General features: G+C 34.6%; 14 protein-coding genes. 8 read left to right on the top strand and 6 right to left on the bottom strand.

Translation table 11 applies throughout. The features are described from left to right. The first annotated feature begins 29 nt into the window (after positions 1 to 29). The 3 genes from VB776_RS07535 (at position 30) to VB776_RS07525 (ending at position 8,871) form a co-directional block, all read left to right on the top strand. Entirely contained in the window at positions 30 to 941 is a 912-nt protein-coding gene (locus VB776_RS07535) for a DUF5017 domain-containing protein (RefSeq protein ID WP_323327624.1), read from the top strand. A gap of 45 nt (positions 942 to 986) precedes the next feature. After that, entirely contained in the window at positions 987 to 3,284 is a 2,298-nt protein-coding gene (locus VB776_RS07530) for a hypothetical protein (RefSeq protein WP_323327622.1), read from the top strand. A 118-nt stretch (positions 3,285 to 3,402) separates the two neighbouring features. Next, on the top strand, positions 3,403 to 8,871 hold the full coding sequence (locus tag VB776_RS07525) for a cellulose binding domain-containing protein (RefSeq protein ID WP_323327620.1): 5,469 nt from the start codon (positions 3,403 to 3,405) through the stop codon (positions 8,869 to 8,871). Between the two features lie 101 nt (positions 8,872 to 8,972). Here the strand turns inward: VB776_RS07525 and VB776_RS07520 are convergent, their stop codons facing one another. The 5 genes from VB776_RS07520 to VB776_RS07500 all read right to left on the bottom strand — a co-directional run bounded on the left by VB776_RS07520 (position 8,973) and on the right by VB776_RS07500 (position 15,900). Then, entirely contained in the window at positions 8,973 to 11,390 is a 2,418-nt protein-coding gene (locus tag VB776_RS07520; protein ID WP_323327618.1) for a TonB-dependent receptor domain-containing protein, read from the bottom strand. Beyond that, on the bottom strand, positions 11,371 to 12,756 hold the full coding sequence (locus VB776_RS07515; protein WP_323327616.1) for an HTTM domain-containing protein: 1,386 nt from the start codon (positions 12,754 to 12,756) through the stop codon (positions 11,371 to 11,373). The genes VB776_RS07520 and VB776_RS07515 overlap by 20 nt, the downstream gene beginning before the upstream one ends. Beyond that, positions 12,743 to 13,879 carry an imelysin family protein gene (locus VB776_RS07510; RefSeq protein WP_323327614.1) on the bottom strand — a complete coding sequence of 379 codons (1,137 nt, stop codon included), beginning with the start codon at positions 13,877 to 13,879 and terminating at the stop codon, positions 12,743 to 12,745. Before VB776_RS07510 ends, VB776_RS07515 begins: the two co-directional genes overlap by 14 nt. 78 nt (positions 13,880 to 13,957) lie before the next feature. After that, positions 13,958 to 15,109 (bottom strand): DUF4856 domain-containing protein, encoded by a 1,152-nt coding sequence (locus VB776_RS07505; protein ID WP_323327611.1) that lies wholly within the window; start codon positions 15,107 to 15,109, stop codon positions 13,958 to 13,960. A 116-nt stretch (positions 15,110 to 15,225) separates the two neighbouring features. Beyond that, complete coding sequence (locus VB776_RS07500) at positions 15,226 to 15,900, bottom strand: response regulator transcription factor (protein ID WP_323327609.1); 675 nt, start codon at positions 15,898 to 15,900, stop codon at positions 15,226 to 15,228. Between the two features lie 326 nt (positions 15,901 to 16,226). On the opposite strand from VB776_RS07500, the gene VB776_RS07495 reads away from it, so the two are divergent. Then, positions 16,227 to 16,901 carry a response regulator transcription factor gene (locus VB776_RS07495; protein WP_309922145.1) on the top strand — a complete coding sequence of 225 codons (675 nt, stop codon included), beginning with the start codon at positions 16,227 to 16,229 and terminating at the stop codon, positions 16,899 to 16,901. Between the two features lie 29 nt (positions 16,902 to 16,930). After that, positions 16,931 to 18,181: a sensor histidine kinase gene (locus VB776_RS07490; protein ID WP_323327607.1), complete on the top strand. Its 1,251-nt coding sequence runs from the start codon at positions 16,931 to 16,933 to the stop codon at positions 18,179 to 18,181. Positions 18,182 to 18,427: 246 nt separating this feature from the next. On the opposite strand, the gene VB776_RS07485 is transcribed toward VB776_RS07490, so the two are convergent. Further along, positions 18,428 to 19,027: a recombinase family protein gene (locus tag VB776_RS07485; RefSeq protein ID WP_323327605.1), complete on the bottom strand. Its 600-nt coding sequence runs from the start codon at positions 19,025 to 19,027 to the stop codon at positions 18,428 to 18,430. A 619-nt stretch (positions 19,028 to 19,646) separates the two neighbouring features. Here VB776_RS07485 and VB776_RS07480 point away from each other — a divergent pair. From VB776_RS07480 to VB776_RS07470, 3 genes are all read left to right on the top strand, one after another. Further along, positions 19,647 to 20,276 carry an RNA polymerase sigma factor gene (locus tag VB776_RS07480; protein ID WP_323327603.1) on the top strand — a complete coding sequence of 210 codons (630 nt, stop codon included), beginning with the start codon at positions 19,647 to 19,649 and terminating at the stop codon, positions 20,274 to 20,276. A gap of 182 nt (positions 20,277 to 20,458) precedes the next feature. Then, positions 20,459 to 21,556 carry a FecR family protein gene (locus VB776_RS07475; protein WP_323327601.1) on the top strand — a complete coding sequence of 366 codons (1,098 nt, stop codon included), beginning with the start codon at positions 20,459 to 20,461 and terminating at the stop codon, positions 21,554 to 21,556. Positions 21,557 to 21,778: 222 nt separating this feature from the next. Further along, a complete protein-coding gene (locus tag VB776_RS07470) occupies positions 21,779 to 25,177 on the top strand; it encodes a TonB-dependent receptor (RefSeq protein ID WP_323327600.1) in 3,399 nt (1,132 codons plus the stop codon). Positions 25,178 to 25,223 lie beyond the last annotated feature (46 nt).

Below are 25,223 nucleotides of genomic sequence, written 5' to 3'. Positions count from 1 at the left end.
AGCTATTAGCTACTTAAAATATTATTATCATGAGAAAATATTATTCGTTATTGCTACTTATCCTACCAATGTTACTGGTAGGATGCAATACTGTAGAATTTGTTGAGCCAACTTTTGATGTCAGCACAGAAGCTACAACTTTTAAGGTGGGGCAAAACGTTACTTTTACCTTTTCAGGAACGCCCGATAACATTACTTTTTATTCGGGAGAATTAGGGAAATATTATACTTACAGACAAAGAACTAAAGCCGATAGTGCAACAAATTTATTGTCGTTTAATACCCTATGTACAGCAACAGGGCAAGCTAATAATTTAAGTGTATTGGTATCTACAGACTTTTCAGGTACTATAGACTCTAATAGTATCAAAAAAGCTACTTGGACAGATATTACCAGTAAGGCAAAGTTGGCGACCAATACTACTAGCACTCCTTCTGGTAATATAGATTTATCAAATTTTCATTCTGTAAAAGACACTTTGTATGTCGCTTTCAGATACAAGAGTTCAGCCTCTACAAGTGCTTCGAGGGCTAGGTCTTGGACAATTAGTAATTTTTCGATGCGCAATGTTTTTCCGAACACTTTTACTTATAGCCATAATACTTCCACGTCTGATATTAGATTGGCTGGCATACAAACCACCAGTATCAAAAGCGATACATTGAAATGGACATTAACGGGTTCATTATCTTTTGTTCAGGGATTGGTTGATTACGCACCCGGAGGAGATGATGACTGGGCAATTACAAAGCCATTTAACCTCTCTAAAATTTCGCCAGATATGGGGGTTGCAGTTAAAAATACGTCTCAACTAATTAATAGCTATACTTATCAGTTTACCAAAGCAGGTACTTACAAAGTAACGTTTGTCGGAAGCAACAGTTCCCCAGAAAATTATGCAGAAGTTGTGCGAGAAATAACCATTCAAGTAGTTCCTTAAATGTAAAATATGTGTAATTAAAATTTTAAAAGATATTCCATTGCAATGAGAAAAACTAGAGCAATCCTCATAACAACTATTCTGAGTCTTTTTTATAACATTTCACCAGCACAAAGTATTGACAACTTATATTTTGGTGATAGTGAATCTGCTAAGTTACATCAAGTGAATGGGCAAAATATTAAAACAATTCAAGGAGGACTAGCGCAACCCGCAATTGTTTTACTACCCCCTACTACTGCGTCTTGGACGGGTGGGTTGGTTACGTTTACCCTAAAAATAGATAAAGATAACCTTAATTACTTAACCGCAAAATTTTGGGGGAATGATGTAACTCAAAACCGTTTGTACTTAGTTTGTGAAGGTAAACAAATAGGGTCAAGGCATTTAGGAGATATTGATATGTTAGATATTGGTAATGATGCCCCTTTTTATAACGATAGGTTCTTTTATACCACCACACCCTTACCATTGTCTTTAACGAAGGGTAAAAGTGAAATACAAGTAGAAATTAGGAGCAACGGGCCTATTTGGGGTTATGGGCAAACTTGGGATAAGTACCAAAAAGATATGGTAGAGCCAACCCGAGGTATTTATGCTGTTTACTCACATACCAACCCCGATTTTGTTCCTGACAAAAAAGAGAAGCAAGGAATAGCGCCTACAAGCAAAATTAGGAAATCGCCTAACGAAGATGTATTGGTGCATTTGAAAGAAAGAATAAACAAAGAGGTTTTGAACTTGCTTCAATCTAGCAAACCGCTTTCGCAAGTACAAATGCAATTTCTGGCAAAGGCGTATCATACACAATGGACGAAGGCATACCATAATCCGGCAGTCATAAAAGCTACCTTAAATGGTATTGATGAGCTTTATAAAAAGTATTTACAGAACCCAAGGTTAGCCTATTCAGACCCTGCAACATGGAATGCCGATTGGTTTGGTTTGGGTATTTGTGGGCAAATTATTTATTTATTACGTAATGATTTAGCGCCTTCCTTCAGCGAAAACATAACCGATTTGGCGGTAAGTCGTAAAGAAGCTTATTCTAAAATGTTGCTTGATTGCAGGATTAGTCATCAACAAAATCGCCGTTTATATACTAATCAATCGATGATTAATGATCTTTATGGAATTTATTACGCTAATAAAGGGCTACAAATAATTGCACCAGAACAGGCTTCTTCAGAGAGTAAAGTCCTTGATTATTTGTACCAGTCCGTAGGATTGACACCTTGGTTAGGAAGTGATGACAAAGAAGGTAACCCAACTAAAACAGCAGGGAATAATTACTGGCAACTAACAGAAAAAGGACTAACCAAAGAATTAGGATATGTTGGTAATTATGGAGAAGTATTAGACTGGACCACTGAGATTTATGAAGCGACTAAATCAGATTTACTACCCGATGGCGACGCTAAAATTAAAGCACAAATAGATAAAATTGCTTTAGCAAGAACATACTTTCGCTACCCAACCGTTGATAATGAAGGCAATCAAACAATGCGTGTAGAGACCGTGGTAGGCTGGCGAGATACACATTATCCGGGAGACGTTTGTTATGTTCAGCGTCCATCATGGGATGGTGGCCCATTCCAGATGGCAGCTGCTACAATGAATCCGAAACTTGTTGCTTATTCTCAGAAAATGTTATCTGATAATCAATTCTTTGCTGTTGTTGAGGAGAGAATGAAAAATGAAGGTTTTAGAGTAACAGCAGGATTATTAGAAGTACCTGAGCAATACGAAAAAATTAAAAACCACCAACCACTAAATGAAGAAATGCCTTTAGGCTGGAAACAGCCTAATTTGGTATTTTCGGATGAAGAAAATGGTGTAATTGTCATTAAAAATAAACAAGAAATCTTGTATGCTTCTTTATATTGGCGTGCTAGAAATGCCATTAATAATTTAGCAAGAGTACACTACATTACACCAACCTATAATAACATTGCTACAGTAACAGTAGATGAAAGATTTGAGGATAGTGGTAATTTTTATACCATGCCCAACTATACCAACATGGCTTTTGGTAACGGAGGTGTAAAATATCCTGATGGATTGGTTTTAGCCCATGCGGGAGAAAAACAGCCGATAGCTAAAATTCCTGTTGGGATGAAATATAAAGTGGGAGACGAAAATCCTTATGCTGGGCGAGCTAATTTTTACCAATTAGAATATGGAAAATATTTTATTGTGATGAATAATTCAAAGAACAAAATTACCAATATAGCTGTGCCAATGCGTTTTAAAAAGTCTGTAAATGTAGCTTCTGGAGAAGAAATCACCAACAAAAGTATTTCACTAGAACCAATGTCAAGTATGGTTTTGTATCAAAAATAGACTAGACACACATTTACCTATATACAAGAGCGTTCAAAAAAATGCTCTTGTATACTAACACGAGAATCCTCTGCTTTTTAGTAAAATTTATTTAACCTTTATCAAAAACACAAATACTATGAAAGTTTTTTACCGTTTATTGCGGGTGCTATTGCTATGCACTTGCCTAAGCTTTTGTGGCTATACACAGGGTATTAATCCTCTTGTTCATCCTGGGTTATCTCATAAAAAATCTGATTTAGACCGAATGAAAAATATGGTTCAAGCAGGTTTAGATCCTTGGAAAACATCCTTCCAAAATTTTTCAGCCAACCAATATGCCAATTATAACTATACGGTAAGGGGTAATGCCAGCATTACAACGTTAGTAGAAAACAATGCTACTGTTGGCTATAACTATGAACTATTTAAATACGATGCTTTGGCAGCTTATTATAATTCGTTGATGTGGTACATTACAGGAGACGAACGCCATGCGAAGAAATCTATTGAAATTTTTAATGCTTGGTCAAACCTGACAAGAATTGTATCTAACGGAACAAAGGCTTTGGATGCAGGAAGAGTTATCTGGAAAATGCTTGAAGGAGCAGAAATTATAAAAAATACTTATACTGGGTGGAATCAGACGGATATTGACAAATTTAAAGCAATGTTAGTGTATCCTGGGTATTCAACTACCGTAGAGCCAACAGCTGCCATCAATAGTCAAGACGCTACTTTTTATTGGTATATGTATAACGGCGATTACGGGCGTCATGGAAACCAAGGTATCTTTGCAATGCGTGGAATTATGGCAATGGGTGTATTTTTAGATAATAGAGTAATGTACGAACGTGCCTTAAAATATTTGAAAGGCGAACCTCATCGTTCAGAAGATTTACCTTATCCCTCAGGCCCAACTATTACTACTACTAGCCCTTCTAATACTTCAAATGAGTATTATAATGAATTTTCGTTGGTTTCGCCCTATATTCAAAATACTATTACTGATTATGGATACAATGAATTGATACAGAACTATATCTGGGAAAATGGACAATGTCAAGAGTCATCCAGAGACCAAGGACACGCTGTTAGTGGGGTCTCGAATATCCTTACGATGTGTGAAATGGCATGGAATCAAGGGGAGGATTTGTACAGCTTTTTAGATAATAGACCATTGCTTGGCTTGGAATTTGGCATGCGTTATAATGCTTCCTTGAATTATTCTTTTCCAGACCAAACTTCTCCATGGGAGCCAACGGTGGAATCAGGGGAGTTTATTCGCCGAAAAGACCGTAGCGGACGTTGGGAATCGTTGAAAGTCAACCCTTGGAATGCTGGAAATTTGACAGATTTAACAAGAGGGGAATCGTTTAAATCAAACTCTTCTCCTATCCACGAAATGGCGCTCGGACATTATCGTGACCGTGTCGGATTGTCTGCCGAAAAATATAAATGGACTAAAAGAGCTTTTGATATTTCATTACAAGAATATGGTTATGAAGGACAAGGCTTTCAGGTAGACCATCCAGGTTGGGGTGGCTTGACCTTCAGAAGACCCAATTTGTGTGCAGGAGACCCATGTCAGTTTGTAGATGGCAAACCTTCTTTTATTATGAATAATTTTCCAGGAGTATTAGAAGCGGAAAACTTCGATTATTTTGTAGGTGATGGACAAAACAAAAGTTATTATGATCTTAGTAGTACTAATACTGGTGGTCAATATCGTAACAGCGAACCTGTGGATATAGCAAATAACAACGAAGGGGGGTATCGTTTAACGTCATTAGAAGATGGAGAATGGCTGAATTACACTGTAAATATTCCTAACACAGGTCGTTATCAATTGGATTTACGTTATGCCGCTTTATTGGCAGGAGGTAAAATCAAAATAGAATTTAATGGTATTGATAAAACAGGAGAAGTAACGATTCCTTTGGGAGAATCTACTGGTAGTCAAGACTGGAAAACCCTTACTCTTTCACCTTCTTTTACTTTAAATGCAGGAGTACAAAGTATGCGTGTTAAAATTTTAGGGACTAGTAGTACTTTTGAAATCAATAGTTTTTCGTTAAGTTATTTAGGAGCATTACCAGCTCAAACAATAAATTTCCCTTCAATGGCAGTAAAAACTGTTGGTAATTCAGATTTTAGCCCTAATGCCACAACTAGTTCTGGTTTGGCGGTTACTTATACTAGCTCAAATACGGCAGTAGCTACTATTGTTAATAATCAGGTGCATATTGTTGGAGCTGGCACAACATTGATTACGGCATCTCAAAGTGGAAATGACGACTATTCAGCAGCAACCAATGTCTCTAAAACACTGGCTGTAACCAATATTGCTGCTGGAGACTATGTATCGACAGGAACAATGAATTGGAATGGCGGAACTTGGAATATAGCTAATGGAAATGGAGGTTATAGTGGAACAACTACCAACGTTCCCACTGCTACAACAAATGTACACATATTGTCGGGTCATACCGTTACCTTAGCAACTACAGCAGGGCTTTGCAAAAACCTAACAGTTTATGCTGGCGCTACATTGACAGAAAGCATTGCTTTAACAGTATCGAATATCTTAATAATGAATGGTACAATGACCCATTCTGCGGCTATTACTACTAATAGCGATGTTGTGATTGGTGGTACATGGACAGCCTCTAATAACCTTACATCTTCAAAAAACATCATTATTAATACAGGTGGAACCTATAAAGGAACCACTACTGCTGGAGGATCGGTTGTAAGTTTAACATTTAACGGAGATGTATTGCAAGTAGACGGAACGTTGGGGTCTACCATAACAAAAACAACAGGAGAGAGTATTCGTTTATATACAGGAGGAACAGGGACTAAGACTATTACTGGAACAGGGAAAGTAAATATTGCTAGATTTCAACCCGTAAATAATGCTCCTGCCCAACAAATAGTTTTTGATATTGATGTGAATTTTGGTAATAATACTACTGCTACAAGCGGTGTTAATACCTTTTCGTTATTATCTGGTTCAGCAGCGAAAACCCTTACTATTAATGCTGGGAAAACAGTTTCATTAACGCATGCTAATGCTTCTTTTCATTCTCCGACTAATGCTACTGAGACGAATACTAATACTGCTTTAGCTTTGGGAGGTACAGGTAATTTCGGAGATATGACGTATAATATTTATGGTACTTTAGATGCAAGTTTATCTTCCTTCGTTTTGTACTCAAATACTAATGCGAATAGCCCGACTCCTACTCAAACTTTGACGGTTAATGTTAAAAATGGAGGTACACTAAAATTAGGAGCGAATGTCCGCATGGCAAAAAATATTACGACGCAAAGCATTAAAGTAAATGTAGAAGATGGTGGAATAATAGATGGTTCAACAGTAGCGCTTAATTTAACAACAGTTCCCATTTCAGCTAATGGTCATACAAGCAATGGCACAGGTTCTCTTTGGTTTACATTAGCCCCCAATGCTACTTATAAGCAATTGGCATCATCGAATGTTGCCACTCCTTTGTGGATAGAACCTTCTAATACAAGTTATAATCCTATAGCAATTACACCTACAACAGGAACTGTCTTTGCTGTAGCTTTACAAAAAGGCAATGTACCAACGGGTTTACTAGTTCCGTCAAAAGCAATTAACCTTACTTGGACTATTACGCCGACTGTTGCTTCTCCGACCAATTTACAGTTTACTTATAACGATGACCAAGGCAATGTCGATTTTACTCCTTCTGCCGATATTCAGTTGATGAATTACAACTCAGGTACTTCTGCTTGGGAAACTATTACTCCATTTGTAAGTCCAATAACTGTTTCGGCTTCAAGTAAAAATGTAAGCTTTACAGGTGTAAATAAATTCGGAGCTTTTACATTAAGTAATGATTTCATTTTACCACAAAATATCACTTTTAATACTTTAGCAAATAAAACTATTGGTGATACAGATTTTGACGCTGGTGCAACCTCAAGTTCAGGCTTGCTAGTTTCTTATAATAGTTCAGATACTTTAGTGGCTAAAATTGTTGCTAATAAAATCCATGTGGTTGGGGCAGGGACGACAACTATTACAGCCTCACAAGCTGGCAATAATCTTTACAGCGTAGCAAATTCAGTTAGCCAATCTTTAACGGTATCGAAGCTTTCACAAAGTATCACTTTCAATACTTTAGCAAATAAAACTATTGGAGATACAGATTTTGACCCTGGTGCAACAACTAATTCGGGCTTGCTAGTTTCTTATAGTAGTTCAGATACTTTAGTGGCTAAAATTGTTGCCAATAAAATCCATATAGTTGGTGCAGGAGTTACGACAATTACGGCTTCACAAGCTGGAAGTAATTCATACAATCTAGCGCCAGATGTTAGTCAAACTTTAACAGTCATTTCTGTATTGAAAGTGAAGTATCAAGATGGCGATAATAACCTTAGCAATAATCAAATTAAACCTAATCTAACAATTATCAACGAAGGCTCAGTAGCTGTACCTTACAGTGAATTAACCGTTAGATATTGGTTTACGGCTGAAAACTTCAAAGGAATTAATACTTGGATAGACTACGCTCAGTTAGGAAATAGCAAAGTAAAAATGAAGTATATTGCCTTACCAAACCCAAGAACAGGAGCTTTTGGTTATATAGAATATAGTTTTGAAACATCAGCAGGTAATTTATTGGCTAATTCAAATTCTGGAGTAATTCAATCTCGTTTTGCCAATACAGACTGGTCAAATTTATCAGAAAGTGATGATTATTCCCGTATCAGTGCCAGTACATATACTTTAAACAACCACATTACTTTGTATCGTAACGGACAATTGATTTATGGTTTAGAGCCAACAGTTGTACCAAGCGATTTAAAAATTAAAGTATATACACAAAGTAAATCGTCAGCCAATACAAACACAATCAGTACTTATCTGAAAATTAATAATGAAGGAAACATCCCTGTAAATTATACCGATTTAAAAGTACGCTACTGGTTTACTAAGGAAGGTACAGCAGCTTTGAATTATTACTTGGATTACGCTCTTTTGGGAAATTCAAATATTCAAGGACAATTCACGACCCTTAGTCCTGTAAAAGAAGGAGCTGATAATTATCTGGAAATATTAGTAAAACCAAGTGTTGGTATTTTATATCCATCAAGTAGTACGGGGAATATTCAATATCGCATTGCTAAAACAGACTGGAGTAGTTTTAACCAAGCGAATGATTATTCTTATCTGAGCAATACAGAAATGATTTTGAATGAAAAACTTTCTGTTTATTATCAAGGGCAACTAATTGCTGGTACAGAACCTTCTGTAATTCCAAATGCTAGAATTGCAGCAACTATAGAAGAACCATCTCTTATGTTAGAAGCCAGTATGATAGGCAACCCAATTACTGATGACAAAGGAACGGTTGAAATTAGAGGTACTCAAGGATTTGTAACAACCATTTCATTAATCAATATGAGTGGTTCTGAAGTATTGAGCCAAACTTTAGAACATCCTAATAATAATGAGCGATTTACTTTTACAACTGATAAACTTAGTAACGGGATTTATTTATTGAGAATAACTTCTGGCAATAACGTTTGTGTTCTAAAGGTACTCAAATAGTAATTAATTAGAGCAGAGGCTGTTTTATTGACACAGCCTCTGCTTTTAACAAACATGATAGATTTACTTTGCAACGATACTAAATTTTCATAGAAATACTTTTATATTTTAACCTGTAAAGTAAAATAAAAACTTCTACCATCAGACGGCAAAATCCCTGGGCCTGGATAACCTGTAGCTCTTCTGGTAAAATACATTTCATTAGCAACATTGTTAATACTTGTTTCTAGCTTAATCTTCTTGAAGTCATAAGAAAAGCTTAAATCCATAATTTTATAAGCTGGAATTAATCCTATTACAGATGATATTCCGCCATCTCTAGCATTTGTCGCATCCGAAAATTGGTCTGTTAAGTAGGTAAATTGAAATGAGCCTTTCAGTTTTTTGTAGCCGACTTTAAGGCCTGTTTTAAGGTTTACTTTAGGTACAAATTCAACCTCATTGCCTTTTACTCCTACCATCTTACTTTCACGATATTCAGATTTAATCAATGCAAGGTTACCGAATAGCACTGTACTTATATCTTGATTTTCTGGCTTAAATAATCGGAAGAAATCAGCTTCTGCATACGATTCTATCCCCATAATCACGGCTTGCCCTACATTAGTTCGTAAACGTAATATTCTGTTGCTCTCGTCATAAAATTGTATTTCACCTATCCTGTTATTATAATTTAGATAAAACAAGCTAACATCGTAATTGTAAAAAGATGTTTGGTGACTTCTAATACCAAGGTCTATTGAATATCCCTTTTCATCCTTCATATCAGGGTCTATCACCGACGAAGGATTTGAAATACGCATATCACTAAAGGTAATCGAACGATAGTTTTGCGAAATGTTACCATACATTTCAGTCTGTTCAAATGGTTTAAAGCTAATGCCAATCCCTGCCAACACAAATTGGCGGTTATTTACACGTACTTCATCTGTTCTGGTAATATTGATTACGTTTCCTGCTAAATCACGCATGATACTCCCATAATAACCATCAGCTTTAGTACTAATATATTCATAGCGTATACCAGGAGTTACCGAAAGGTTATCGTTTAGGTAGAAAATATTTTCAGCAAACAATGATACATTTCGGTTGGGGAAACTGTAATCGTATGTAATAAAGCGTTCGGGCTCTACAAAATTAAAGTTCGCATCTTTTCCTGTACTTCCTAGTCCTTGTAAACTGTGGTTGAATCCATGATAATATCTTCCTCCTACTAACAGTATAGATTGTTTTTTGGCGATAGAGTAACGTTTTAAATACCTTGTTTCTGTTCCCCAGTTTTCAAATTCTCCTTTTATTAAATCTCGGTCGCTGTTATCATCAATAGTTGCTACACGGTTTGGTCTAAACCCTAACGAATATCGGTGAGCTGACAGCCCAAACAAACGGAGATTAAACTGGTTGGTTTCGTTAAACTTATGATCGAAATGAACAGCCAACATATTCCAATTTACATCAAACCAATTACGTTCTCGGTTCGTTTGTCTTTGATCTTGTGCAAACATAGCATCTGACAGCCCCCCTGGTTGTTTGGCTAGGTAATCCATGTGGGTTACATCTAAGCCAACAGAGGTTTTTTCTGATATTTTATAATCTATATCTGAATAAAATGTGTAGCTATTAAAATGTGAATTTGCTCTCCAGCCATCGGCTTTTTTATATTGAAAAAAAGTATAATAGCTAAGTTTCCCTACAGTACCACTTGCACTGGTAAAAGCATTATAAAATCCAAAAGAACCTACAGTTTGCCTCGCCACTACTTCAAGTTTTTTATCAAGAACGGGTTTCCGCATGATAAAATTAATGAGCCCTCCAAACTGAGTACCATATTGAAGTGACGCTGCTCCACGAACAATTTGGATTCGTCCCACGGCTTCTACCGGAGGGGTATAATAACTTTCTGGATAACCCAAGGCATCGGCACTTATATCATGTCCGTTTTGTCGAACATTGAAATTCGATGTTCGGTTGGGATCTAATCCTCTTCCTCCGATACTTAGTTGTAAACCACCACCCTCATTTTCCCATATATTAAGACCAGCTACTCTTGAATAAATTTGTCGGGCATTGTTGGTTGATAAATTAGCAACTAGTTGATCTGGTGTAATTACTTCCGACTTCTTGCCTTCATAAATACCCATATTTTCAACACCTCTTAATCTTGAAAAACCGAAATCGGTTTTCTTATCCGATACCACAACTTCATTCAGCGTTTCATCACGTGAAGAAAGGTAAATTACTATTTCTTCATTTTTGCCTGCGATAACAATCGTTCGTTTGACAGGCCTAAAGTCTGGAGAAATAATTTGTAAAGTATGTTCGCCATTGGCGATAGAGGGGAATATAAATATGCCTTCTGGGTTAGATAACGTTTTCTGATTGCCATCAAGATAAACCGCCGATGCTGCCACCAAGGCACTATCGTTTTTTGATTTAATAATACCTTTCAAACGATATTGAGCAAAAGTATATGTTGCAAAAAAACAGATTATAACTGTACTAAAAACCTTTAATTTCATTATTGAGGGGAATAATCCAGGATTTATGCTGGAAGGATTCTATTTCTTTGGCTAAATCAGTAGTAGGATTAATAAATGTTTTACCCAACCTACCATTCAGGGTAACATAAGCATCGACATATACTTGAGGTGACCGAAAGCCTTCGCTTTGATAATAATCTCTCAAGATATGTGCATAATATAAAATCATATCTGGCTGAGTAGCCATCATTTTCTCCTGCAGCGTTGTCAAGAACTCTGTATTATTAACTATTTGTTGGTGTCCATCATTATCCTTTACAGTAAACTGTGCATTACCTGCCTTTTCCATCAACATTACTCTCCATGAAAATCGGTAGCCTTCTTCCGTCCAAAAAAGTTCATCAGGATACATCAGGTACCTAAATGGAAATATCAACTGGACAGTGAAGAATATCACAAACCCACCTATTAAAAGCTTATTGGCTATAGGAGCAAACGAGTAAGTTTTATCAGCCTGTAAAAAACTGGCTGGTACTTTCAACACTCTTGCAAGTTGTTGAATAATGCTTTGATGAAAACTAGGAGAGAAAAAAATCAAGGCTGTCACTATCATAATATATGGAAACATACCGATAGGAAACAACAAGGCTGTAAAAAAATGAAAAACTACAACTGTTAAATAAGCGATTGGCCTTGTTGTAGAGTTCAATAGTAAAAAGACAATAGTTAGATCATATACACATCCGAACCAGCTAAAAACATAGGGTGTCCATGAGTAATTGAACAAAAAACCTATGATAGGCATATCATTACGTGCTGGAAGCCATATTTTTAAGGGCAACGCCTGAATAAGCCAGTCACTATTTAACTTGGCAAGCCCTGCGTAGAAATAAAGTATAAAAACCAACAACTTGATAACACCTATACACCATGTAGGAACTTTGTTTACCAATAAAGTTTTGTCTTTATAAGCATCTACTGAAAGATACCTATGTGCTGGCAAAAACACCATAATCAAACAAAGTAAACTGATAAAATAATAATGGTTTAGATAAGTGCTTTTATCCATGAGTTCTATATAAGTAAAACTCAAGAACAAGCCAATAATGGCTATTCTATAAAAATAGCCAATCATTACCAAAACCGACGACACAATACATACTATAAACAGCATGTATGTATATTGCCCTAAAGGACGAATAAACTCGAATCCATAAAAAGGAAAAAAATAACGAGGCTTTATGTACAAATCATAAATCCAACCTTTGCTCCAAAAGCGCAAAAGACTTACGAAAAGCATAAAGCCCAGAGCAATTCTGAATACTGCCAATGGTGCAACAGAAGTCTCTTTTTTAAAATAATTAGTATATAAAGTGTTGTTAAGCCAAGGATTAGTCACCGTCATTATCAGTATAAGTAATGGTTATGCTCATAGCCGAGGTCATATCTACTTTTAGCATTCTTACCGCTTTTTGTAGTTCAGTATAAACAGCCTTCATCGCTACGTTATTATCTACCACTTCTTGGTAAAAATTAGGCTTTAACGCATCTATTTTAGCTTTATTAGCCACAAACTGTGTATTGATTATTTCACTTAATAATTTTCCTGTAGTAACATCTTTTGCCACTAAACCATCAAGATAGCTTTTGAAAGAAGGGCCTTCTGCACCAGTTTTTACATTTTTACCATTAAAAAAGTCAACAGCTGCTTGATGTGCACTTAGTGCCAATGCTTTAGAAATATCCTTTTTATAAAATGCTTCTACTTTATTTGCCGACACAACACCATTGAGCATAGCTCCTGATGGAATACCGAATTTACCAGAACGGATAAATCTTTCATAATGTAAAATATAGCCATTTATCATTTCACCCATTGGCGAACCAATATCTGTACCCGTCTTTGAAATAAACTCACTGCGATAAGTTCCCCAGTCGCTTATTACTTTGGTAATAAGCTCGTTCATGTGATCTACAATTCGTTTAACGTATGCCAAACGCTTGGCACCATCTGTAGATGATTTAAAATAGGCTATGATTTCAGCATCGGTACTTCCTGTTCCATTCAATAAATAATCTAATGCAGGAAAACCCTGTTTGTCATAAGCGGCAGTTACTTCAAAATTTTCAGACGGATTGCTTATGTATGTTGCAATACCAGCAACATTTGTTGGATATATATTGAAATAATTACGAATCCCTGTCTTGGTTCCTGGACCAAAGTCAAAGCCTTCTACAGTTTCCCAACTGATATAAGCATCTACCCATGCTTGGCGAAATTCAGTAAGTGTAGCGACCTCAGGCTTGGCAATAAAAGCTTGAGACTTAGTAGACATCAAATCCAATTTTGCTTTAAAATTGGTATAGGATGGCACAATGACATTATCGGCCAAATTGGTCAATATTGCGGCACGATCTTTATTCAAATCTGGCGTTGTATTTTGTGGGTCATCAGTTTTTGAACATGCCAACATCAATACAATTGCAATCAATAAAATACTTACTTTTTTTAAGTCTATTCTAGTCATCACATTAAACGATAATATGGGTTGACAGCAATACCATTGCCACCAACCCACTTGGTTACTATTATTAAAAATAAGTTCTTATAAAGCGAACTTTGCTTTGATGGCATCAGACGCTGCTGAAATTTTAGCAGGAGTTAAGTCCCAATATCCATTTGCTGAACCTAACAATGCTGTTAAAATATCGTCTGAAAACTTAGCATTTGCACCATTAACTGTACAGAAACGTAAAGAATAGATAAAACCAGCACCTTCACCAATATCATGAACTTTGTCTGCTTCAGAGGTTCTATTTCCCCATTTTCCTAAATAACCTACTGCTGCTGCTGCAATTGCTTTTTCAAACGCTGCTTTAATAAAATCAGCTTGTTTTTTCAATTCTGTTTTGTCGTTATTAACAATCGCTGCACGACCTTTCAAGAAGGCAAGGTGAACTTGTGGATAAGCCGCTTGGTTGTATTCCCATACATAAGAGCCTAACGCAAATTCAGTTGTACCTCTTACTGTATTTGTAGAACCAGCTAAATACGCTTGGTTTAATGTTAAAAAAGCATAGGCTTCGTCCCAGTTTTGCTCTAATTGAGAATAGTTTTTACCTGTTACAAGCTTGCTATTATCAGCATCCAGCCCTTTGGTTAACAATACATTACCAATATAGTCATACTGTAAAGCACCAATTAATGATTTTTGAATAATTTGGTTTGTTTCAATACCTTTAGCATCAACCAAACGACTCCCTAACTTTCCTGCTTTACCTTTTTCAGCAGTCGAAGTAATTGATTTACTTGCTTCAGCAATTTCACTAAAAAGCGTTTCTATTTTTGCTTTTACTACTTCTGCCTCGGCTGTTGACCAAGAAGAAGCTACAGTATTACGCAACTGTACACCTGAAGTATTTAGTTTAGTACTATCAACAAATGGGTTATTAGTATTAGCAAACATATTTTTCAACACAGTAGCATCTATCACTTTATTACCACTAATTGATGAACTCATTGAAGTATTTAATGCCTGAAACATTTTATAACGGTTATTACCATTACTTAAATCTACTGTAGTTTTTCCTCCGTCAACAAAAGCATTACTATATGGTGTGGTAGCTGTCAATGTTGCGTAATCAATTTTTGTAGTACGCAATGGTGCCACTACTGCATCATCATCTTTACACGAGGTCATGCCTGCAATTGCCAAAGCAACTAACACAAATTTCATTTTGTAGGTTCTCTTAAACATTGTAATAAGGAATTAGTTATTTATTTATATTCAAAAATTTATTTATTCTTTGTTAATTATATTTAGACTTATTCCAAACAAATAGTCAAAAAAATAGGGCTAATTTATAGCACCTCTTAGTCCTCCCATTTATAGCCAATACCGTATATAGTATTGAGGTATATTTTGCATCCAGCATCATTCATCTTTCTTTTAAGATTCTTGATATGTGCATAAATTATATCTGCATTACTTTTGGAATCTTCTAACTGTCCCGACAGATATGTTAAAAGAGCATCTTTTGTAATTACTTTGTTTTTATGTTCTAAAAAGAACAGCAATAATTCAAATTCTTTTTTTGTTAATCCAAGCAATACTTCATTCACCAAAACAGACTTTGCTAACAAGTCAATCTGCAATTCATTATATCTGATAATATTTTTACTGCTCAACTTACTTCTTCTTAGCAACGAAAATATCCTAGCGACTAACTCTGATACTTCATAAGGTTTATTCAAAAAATCATCAGCACCTTGGTATAAAGCATCTATCTTTTTTTGGAAAGAATTATCAGAGGAAATAACAATAAGTCCGGCATGCTTATTAGCTTTCTTTATTTCTTTAATGAGTTGTAAGCCTTTGTTTTCCTCGAATATCAAGTCAACTACAATACAATCGTATATAGAATTTTTAATTTTTTGCTTCAATTCTAGGGCGTTTATTACGAACTCTGTCCTATGTCCCATTCCTAATAAATCATTGGCAATCTCATCGCTAAACTTCCCAGAACTTTCCATTATGAGAATTTCCATGTCACAAAATAAAGAGTGAATTCTGAATTTTTTTTAAATTAATCTAATTCTAAATAATATTTTTGACGACTTTAGCTTTTAGAATCATTTGGAAAACCTTTTTTATTGCTGATAAGCTTACTTTTGAATATTTAAAACCAATATACAACCCAGAAGGATAGAGCAATCAAGTAATTTTATTTTCTCAAACGAGTCAAGCAACTAATGAATATTTAATTAAATAAAACCCTTTACGGTAAATTGTAAGCGTTCGTTGCGTTACTAAAAAATATTTTTAATCTTGTGTTCACAAGTAATAGCACTTTATTTATAAACTTTAGCAAACTATGAAGCTTTTATTGGTAGAAGATGAGCAATTTCTTTTAGAAGAAATGGATACTTACCTGACTGAACAAGGTTATCGTTGCGAAAAAGCAACAACATATACTGAAGGGCAGGAAAAACTACATTTGTATCATTACGATGCCATCGTATTAGATATTACTCTTCCTGGTGGTAATGGATTATCACTACTTGAAATATTAAAAAAGCAACATAAAAATGTTGGAGTCTTGATTTTATCAGCCAAAGATTCTTTGTATGACAAAATAACAGGTTTGGAAATGGGTGCTGATGATTATATTACAAAGCCTTTTCATCTGGAAGAACTCAATGCTAGAATTTTCTCCTTGCTAAGAAGAAGAACTTTTGATGGAGAAAATGAAGTAAAGTTTGACAGTCTTGTTATTAATATGGTTACTAAGACTGTAAGTTATAAAGACGAATCTATTGTTTTAACTAAAAAGGAATATGAACTGCTATTATATTTTATTGTCAATAAAAATCGTGTTGTAAGTAAACAAGCTATAGCAGAACACCTTTGGGGAGATCATTATGATATGGCCGAAAATTATGATACAGTATATGTTTATACGATGAATTTACGAAAAAAAATCACCACATACACAGGAATTGACTATATCAAAACGGTATATGGAATGGGATATAAATGGATTGCGTAATGAATAAATAAAACGTTTTAGTTTAGAAAATGACTTTACTTCATAAAACTACAAGAGACTATTTAATTGCCTCTGTATCTATTCTAATATTTACGGGATTTACTCTTTTTGTGATACTCCAAAAAGCAGTAAGTGATGAAATGAATGAGCAATTAGAATTGCAAGCAGATCAAATTTTTGAGAGCATCAGGCTCGGGAATCATGTCAATGCACCATTAATTAAAATAGATAAAGTTACTGATAATAATACATCCTTAGGACTGGTTTTTGGAGATTCTATGGTTTATGATCGAGTTCAAAAAGAAATGGAAGAATATCATTACCTTAAAGAAACACAAGTAATAGGAGACTCTAGATATCATGTAACAGTGATGAGTTCACATATTGGTTGGGATAATTATTATCTTACCATTTTCTTCATTTTTCTATTAACGGCTATTTTACTTACTCTGTCTGGTATTTTAATTAACTATTATTCTAATAAGAAGATTCTGAAACCTTTTTTTGAAAACTTAAAGAATGTCCAAGCCTTTTCGGTTAGCTCACCATATACTCTTCAACTTCATGACTCGACTATTACAGAGTTTAAAGAATTAAATTTTACGCTAAAAGACCTAACGGAAAGAAGTAAAAAAGAATATTTGGCACTCCGAGAATTTACAGAGAATGCCTCGCACGAAATTCAAATACCTTTAAGTATTATTCAATCTAAGCTCGATAGGATGAGCCAGCTTGAGATTACAGAACAAATGGCTGGCTATATTACACAGGCAAAATCTGGTGTAAATCGTCTATCAAAGATGAACAAAAGCCTTTTATTACTGGCAAAATTAGATAATCAGCTATTTACAGAACAACATCAAATCGTTTTTAACGATGTTTTAGATTCACATCTTCGGAATATGGAAGATCTTTTTTTAGCTAAAAATATTAATTTAATAGAAACATTAAACAAGACAATCATCCATTCCCATCAATATTTGATAGATATATTAATTTCAAATTTTCTTTCGAATGTACTTAAGTACACTTCAACAAATGGTACAGTTAAAATAAATCTGAAAAACAATGTATTTATAATTTCCAATACTGGTTCTCCCTTAGGTTTTCCAGAAGAATACATTTTTGATAGATTCACAAAGAATCCAGAGAATACTTCATCAACAGGTTTGGGCTTAGCAATTATTAAAGAAATTTGTGTGTTAAATCATTGGACTTTAACTTATGATTTCCAAAATGGATGGCATACATTTATCATTGTTTTAAAACAAATAAATTAACTAATACATATTCGTTCTGAAGTCAAGAAATAAAAGGTAGTCTCAAATAATATTATTAGGATAGTCTTCTTATTCTTTCCATTATTGGAAGTTTTAAACAGGTGCAAGATACTACTCATGTCATTGTCTTTCTGTTATATAAAACGATGGGAGTATTTTTTGTTAGCTTAACACAGTCTAAGGAAAGGTATCGAGATGTTTTGATTTTTTTGTAAATGCTAAATGTATTTAGTTATAAAGTCTAAATTAAGTTGATAATTCTTTATGATAACTCCCAATCGTCACTTTCCGATGCCTCAAATATTTATAAAGAGTCATTTTAGAAACTCCGATTTCTAAGGCGATTTGATTTACACCCATTTTGCCTTCCTTGTAATAAGTTTCGGCTAAAATTGCTTTTTGTTCTGCTTCTTTAGTCATGCCTTGGCGACGGCCACCTTTTCTTCCTCTGGCACGAGCGGCTTCTAAACCAGCTTTTGTTCTTTCTCTGATTAAGTCTCTTTCAAATTCAGCAAAGCAGGCAGAAATATTAAAAAACAAACGCCCTTGTGGAGTAGTCGTATCAATGGCATCACTGATACTTTGAATTCCAACTTGTTTATCGTTTAGGAGAGCTACTACTTCCAACAAATGTTTTAAAGACCTTCCCAATCTATCCAATTTATAAACCACTACTATATCGCCTTTACGAATCTGGCCTAGCATTTTGGTAAGTTCAATTCTATCTGTTTTTGCACCCGAAGCCGTTTCTGTAAAAATGATTTCACAACCAGCTTTTGTTAAAGTATCTGTTTGCATTTCGAGGTTTTGGTCTTTGGTACTTACTCTAGCGTATCCTATCTTCATTTGTATATAGTTATTCATGTAAAAGTAAAGATATTTATACTTTGAATGATATACAAGTATTTTATACAATTCAAGGTACCATTAGATAGTTTTAGATTATTTCTCCAATAAATTTATTAGATTGTAAAATTGTATAATTAAACGCACTTGGAAATAGAATTTTTAGCTTCTTTAAAATCTAATAAGAAAATATCGAAACAATTTCTTTAGATAACATAGTCAGTATTTTATTTTAGAAAGCCGGAAATATACCAATGAACGATAGAAGAGAAATTGGGACTAAGTGCAATGCAACAAATTAAAAAACTATCCTCTTCTCAAAGTCAATCCAATTCTCAAAGTCAATCCAAAATAAACACAGATAGATTTCTCAATATTATACTGTGCCTAATTTTTATAAAAATAAACCCTAAATGGATAAATGGAAATATCCAAAAAGATAGAGAATATATCTTATATTCATGTTTAAAATAGGGATCAAATATTTTTAGATTGCCCAAAAAATTTATTAGCTATTGTAATAAATATATATTTTTTTGAATAAAAGTCATGAGTCAAAGAGTATCATAGCACTTAATTTACCTCTTTAATAAAACTTCTATTACGATTTTTAATATTTATGAAAACGGCAAATAGAGTTTCCTATGAGGAAACAGAGCTTAGTCGATTATGGCTCCATTTTAAAAATGGAAGTGGAGAGGCTTTTGACCAAATTTTTTTAATGAGATACAAAGAATTATACAATTATGCTACACGTTTTACAAAAGATAAAGAGTTAATCAAAGATTGTCTTCAAGATCTTTTTCTTGAATTATGGTCACATAGAGAAAGGCTACTTCCAGAAAACCCCTATGTTACAATTTATCTTATTAAGGCATTTAAAAATAATTTATTTAGAAAATTAAAAATAGAAAAACGCCTAGGGAATGTCATCGATATTGATGATTATGCAACCTTAACAGATGGAGAGTCAATAGAAAGTGAATGGATTGCAGAGGAGTTTTTACAAGAAAATGAGAAAACAATTCGTCAGGCAATAAAACAACTGCCGAAGCGTCAACAGGAGGTAATATATTTAAAATATTATAAGGGTTTTTCTAATGAAGAAATAGCTTCAATTATGGATATTGAACGCCAAACTGTGGCCAACTTCTTGCATCGATCAATTTTAAACTTAAAAAGAAACTTGCTGACAGCAGTTGAAATTTTAATCATCCCATTCTTAAAGGCACTGTTTTTTTCTCTCTAGTTGTCACAATTAAACTATTATATTACTGCCAAACATTTAGGGCTGAGTAGTGTTTACTCAGCCCTAAATGTTTGAAATGAAATTTATTTTAAAAAAATCGTAAAAATAAATTAAATAAAAAGGGTATTGTTCTTAATTAAAATACTATTTCAGTGTATAAAAGCTAAAATACAAATTTATCTATGGAAGATTATACAAAGTATTCAATCAAAGATTTCGTTTTAGATGAATTCTTTTGTCGATGGGTAATCCTAAATTCAACCGAAGATACCATATTTTGGGAAAACTGGCTGAATCAACACCCAGACCAAACAAAGACCGTTTGGGCAGCAAAAGAGCTTATTGAGAAAATACATAATGCTCATGAAGAATTAACAGAAACCGAATTGGAAACAGAGTTAATTCGTTTGACAAAGAGTAGAAATGAATTTGTGGATAAAAGACCAAATCACTTAATCAATTTAACTAAACTATGGAGAATTGCAGCAGTTTTTACTGTTGGGATACTTGCATTATTATATATTATAACACAACTATCTATCAATCCTTTTATCAATAATACTGCATACGAAAAACGTACTGATAATAAGAGGGAGTCATTGGTTGAAGTAATAAATAAAGACCAAAACGAAAAACTTGTGCATCTGCCAGATGGGAGCCAAATAACACTGAAAGCAAAAAGTAGAGTTAGTTATCCAAAGGTATTTGCAAGCACTCATCGTGAAATTTACTTAAGTGGAGAAGCCTTTTTTGAAGTTACCAAAAATCCTTCAAAACCTTTTATTGTTTATGCGAATGAACTTGTTACAAAAGTGTTAGGAACAAGCTTCACAATAAGCTCCTATGATAGTGATAAAGAAGTCAAGGTTATTGTAAAGACTGGAAAGGTGGCAGTGTATTCTTCTGAAAAAGATAAAGAAGTTTCAACAAAACAAGTCCAACTAACTCTTACTCCAAACCAAGAGGCAATATTTAACCGTGCTGAAAAACAATTAAAGCGCACCTTGATTGAATTGCCTAGCCCTGTTAAGCCATTAGATATTACTAGTAAAATGTTGGTTTTTGAAAATACACCAGTGTATGAGGTTTTTGATTCTTTAGAAGAAATTTATGGAATAAAAATAAAATATGATAGAGGATTACTTGCTAAATGTCAGCTTACGGCAGAGTTAGATAGTCAGTCTTTGTATGAAAAACTAACATTAATCTGTAGAGCTATCAATGCAAGTTACCAAATAATTGATGGAGAAATAGTAATTAATGGAAATAAATGTAATTAAATCAGTAAGTCTCAATGAAATCCCTTTAAACAAATAACTATGCAGATAATGAACCAATTGTACTAATCCCTTCAACATTTTCTAAATGAAAATGTCGAAGATGTGCCAGCATCTTCGACAAATTTTCTCCTCCATGTTGCTTAAAGCAACAACCGACTTAAACTTTAGTTTTGGGTCGGGTGGATTTCTTTTTACTAAAAATTAAAAAAGTTAAATCAAGTTATGAAAAAATTTACAAAACAAAACAAGATTTTGTTGAAAATCATGCGTTTTTCTCTTTATCAAATTGTAATAACATTTCTATGTGCAACCTTTGCCATTGCTCATAATAATTTGGGGCAGGAATTCCTGAACCAAAAGGTGGCTTTGCATGTAGAAAATAAGTCTTTGGATTTGGCACTTCATCAGATTCAAAAATCGACATCTGTTAAATTTATATACAGTCCCCAAGTAATAGGTTCTGAAAGAATTGTTTCAATTGATGTTCAGAACGAGCCTCTCAGGAATGTACTTGTTAGGTTACTAAAGCCCTTAGATCTTTCTTATGAAACCGTAGGTTCGACCATTATTCTGAATCGAACGGCAAAGCCTATATTATTCCCAATGAATTCACTTTCGGTTTCATTGGGGAGTTATATTACTGAAAAAAATGTAACAGGAACGATTGTTGACGAAAAAAGCCAGCCCATGCCAGGTGTAAGTGTCTCTATAAAAGGGACATCCAAAGGTGTTAGCTCATTGTCAGATGGCAAGTATTCCATTCAATTACCAAGTGGAAATAGCACGTTAGTTTTCTCGTTTGTGGGTTATGTTACTCAAGAAGTAGAGGTAAATAACCGCTCAAAAATAGATATTGCTATGCAGGTGGATAATAAAGCACTTGACGAAGTAGTGGTTGTTGGCTATGGCGAACAAAAGAAAGAAAGTGTAGTTGGAGCCATCACAACAGTAAAAATTAATGATATAAAATCTGCTGCACCACGGTCTTTAAATAATGCTTTAGCAGGAAAAGTAGCTGGAATTATTGCGGTTCAAAGAAATGGAGAACCGGGGTACGACGATGCTCAGTTTTGGGTTCGTGGTATTAGTACTTTCGGAGCAGGAGCGTCGCCATTGGTACTTGTAGATGGTGTTGAGCGACCAATCAATAACATAGAGCCAGAAGAGATAGAATCCTTTTCGGTATTAAAAGATGCCTCAGCAACAGCTGTTTATGGGATTAGAGGAGCCAATGGTGTAATTTTAGTTACCACAAGAAGAGGGAATAACGATAAACCTACGGTGAGCTTTAAGTATGAAACAGGTTTAAACTCACCAACACGGTTACCAGAGTTGGTTGATGGTATAACCTATTTGAATTTGTATAACGAAGCACAGTTGGCATCAAATCCAAACTTTGTAACGCCTTATACCCCTGCCATTATTGAAAAATACGCTTCAGGTGAAGACCCATACTTATATCCTAATGTTAATTGGTTGGATTTAATGGTGAAAAAAAATACACCTACTAAACGTGCAAACCTTAATATTACAGGAGGCTCAAGCAATGCTAAATACTTTGTATCTGCAACCTATTATGACGAACAAGGAATTTGGAAAGGGGATAATCTGAATACTTACAATACTAATGCAGGCTTAAAGCGATATAATTTCCGAGCCAACACCGATGTTAGATTAGGTAAAAACACAGAATTGAAATTAGGTTTAGGCGGTATTTTGATTACCTCAAATTATCCGGGAGCTTCTGCTTCAAGTATTTGGGGGGAGGTTTATTTTAATACACCTATCGGTTATGCACCAACTTATCCATTCAATAATCCAGCTGGATTTGTATATGGCGGTGTAAACGGAGTAACGAACCCTTATATGCTTCTTACAGGAAAAGGTTTTTCTACTGAATGGAGAAATAATATTCAATCGGATATTACACTTAATCAAGATTTATCTAATGTAGTAAAAGGCTTGAAATTCTCTGGAAAATTTGCTTTTGATGGATATAATTTTCACAATATCGGCAGAATCAGGTCTGCAGTTGATACTTATATTGCTACGGGAAGAAATACCAATGGTGATTTAACGCTAAATAAATTTGTGAATGGTAACGCTGATTTAGGGTTTTCAAAATCTTCAGGAGGGAACAGACGTATTTACATGCAAGCAAATTTTAATTATGATAAAACCATTGGTAACCATGCTATTAGCGGACTTTTATTGTATAATCAACAAGATTATCAATCGGCTGATGCCAATGATGCAATCAGTTCATTACCATATAGATTGCAAGGTTTAGTTAGCCGTGTATCTTATAACTACAAATCGAAATACTTCTTCGAATTCAATGCTGGGTATAATGGTTCTGAAAACTTTGCAAAAGGTAGTCGATTTGGGTTTTTTCCTGCTTATGCTTTAGGTTGGATAGTTTCGCAAGAGCCGTTCTTCAGAGACAATGATTTTATACAGTATTTGAAACTAAGAGGCTCTTATGGTACAAAGGGAAATGACCAGATTGGCGGACGTCGTTTTGCTTACTTAACAACAGTGGGAGGGGGGAATGGCGGATATACTTTTGGTATGGACGTAAATAATGGATTTTCGGGACGAGGAGAAGACCAATGGGGTGCAGACCTCACATGGGAGAAAGAAATCGAAAGCAATATTGGTATAGAGATGCGTTTCTTACGTGGATTCTACGTGCAAGCAGATATTTTCCATAGAAATCGTTCTGGAATCTTTATGCAAAGAAACTCTCTACCTGCCATAATGGGTCTTCAAAACAACCCTTGGGGAAATATTGGAGAGTTTGAGAACAAAGGTATTGATGCTAATATGGAGTATAATAAAAAGCTAGGAAAATTAAACTTAGGCTTAAAAGCGAATGTAACTTATGTTCAAAATAAGCTTATTAATGATGATGCTCCAGACTATAAATATACTTATCAAAACAGACGAGGAAAGCGTTATCAACAACCTTTTGGGCTGATTGCAGATGGTTTATTTACTAGCCAAGACGAAATAAATAGTTCTCCTGTTCAAACGTTTGGACCAGTGCGTGTCGGAGACTTAAAATACAAAGATGTGAACGAAGATGGAAAAATTGACGCATTTGATGAAGTTGCTATTGGAAATCCTAGCACTCCACAATTAGTATATGGTTTTGGTGTATCGCTCGGCTTCAAAGGCTTTGACTTTTCAGCTTTTTTACAAGGTGCAGGGACAATGAGCTTTATGCTCGGAGGTGTTGGTTTTTACCCATTTGCAGAAGGAGGAATTCGTGGAAATATCAATACAAATGTGTTAAACCGTTGGACTCCCGAAAACCCAAGCCAGGATGTTATTTTCCCTAGACTTTCTTTTGGTCCTAATACAAACAACTTTCGTTCATCTACTTGGTGGCAAAGAGACGCTAGTTATATACGTTTAAAAACAGCCGAAATAGGCTATACAATCCCTAAGAAGCTTACTCAAAAATTAAAAGTTAATACATTTAGAGTGTATGTTTCAGGTTTGAACCTTCTTACTTGGAGTACCTTTAATTTCTGGGATCCAGAATTAGGTGATGGAAGAGGTGCAGTATATCCTATTCAAAAAAACCTAAATATGGGCGTAAATATTAATTTTTAGGAAAATATATTTTTAAATAACTGGTAGTTGAAATAAAAATCAGCTT

Source organism: Arcicella gelida (genome assembly GCF_034931025.1).
Classification (GTDB): domain Bacteria; phylum Bacteroidota; class Bacteroidia; order Cytophagales; family Spirosomataceae; genus Arcicella; species Arcicella gelida.
This window is presented reverse-complemented; position numbering and strand designations above follow the sequence as displayed.

Bases quoted from the DNA above. Each gene is read 5' to 3' on its own strand.
- VB776_RS07535 (WP_323327624.1), top strand. From the start codon at position 30: ATGAGAAAATATTATTCGTTATTGCTACTTATCCTACCAATGTTACTG.
- VB776_RS07530 (WP_323327622.1), top strand. From the start codon at position 987: ATGAGAAAAACTAGAGCAATCCTCATAACAACTATTCTGAGTCTTTTT.
- VB776_RS07525 (WP_323327620.1), top strand. From the start codon at position 3,403: ATGAAAGTTTTTTACCGTTTATTGCGGGTGCTATTGCTATGCACTTGC.
- VB776_RS07520 (WP_323327618.1), bottom strand. From the start codon at position 11,390: ATGAAATTAAAGGTTTTTAGTACAGTTATAATCTGTTTTTTTGCAACA.
- VB776_RS07515 (WP_323327616.1), bottom strand. From the start codon at position 12,756: ATGACGGTGACTAATCCTTGGCTTAACAACACTTTATATACTAATTAT.
- VB776_RS07510 (WP_323327614.1), bottom strand. From the start codon at position 13,879: ATGACTAGAATAGACTTAAAAAAAGTAAGTATTTTATTGATTGCAATT.
- VB776_RS07505 (WP_323327611.1), bottom strand. From the start codon at position 15,109: ATGTTTAAGAGAACCTACAAAATGAAATTTGTGTTAGTTGCTTTGGCA.
- VB776_RS07500 (WP_323327609.1), bottom strand. From the start codon at position 15,900: ATGGAAATTCTCATAATGGAAAGTTCTGGGAAGTTTAGCGATGAGATT.
- VB776_RS07495 (WP_309922145.1), top strand. From the start codon at position 16,227: ATGAAGCTTTTATTGGTAGAAGATGAGCAATTTCTTTTAGAAGAAATG.
- VB776_RS07490 (WP_323327607.1), top strand. From the start codon at position 16,931: ATGACTTTACTTCATAAAACTACAAGAGACTATTTAATTGCCTCTGTA.
- VB776_RS07485 (WP_323327605.1), bottom strand. From the start codon at position 19,027: ATGAAGATAGGATACGCTAGAGTAAGTACCAAAGACCAAAACCTCGAA.
- VB776_RS07480 (WP_323327603.1), top strand. From the start codon at position 19,647: ATGAAAACGGCAAATAGAGTTTCCTATGAGGAAACAGAGCTTAGTCGA.
- VB776_RS07475 (WP_323327601.1), top strand. From the start codon at position 20,459: ATGGAAGATTATACAAAGTATTCAATCAAAGATTTCGTTTTAGATGAA.
- VB776_RS07470 (WP_323327600.1), top strand. From the start codon at position 21,779: ATGAAAAAATTTACAAAACAAAACAAGATTTTGTTGAAAATCATGCGT.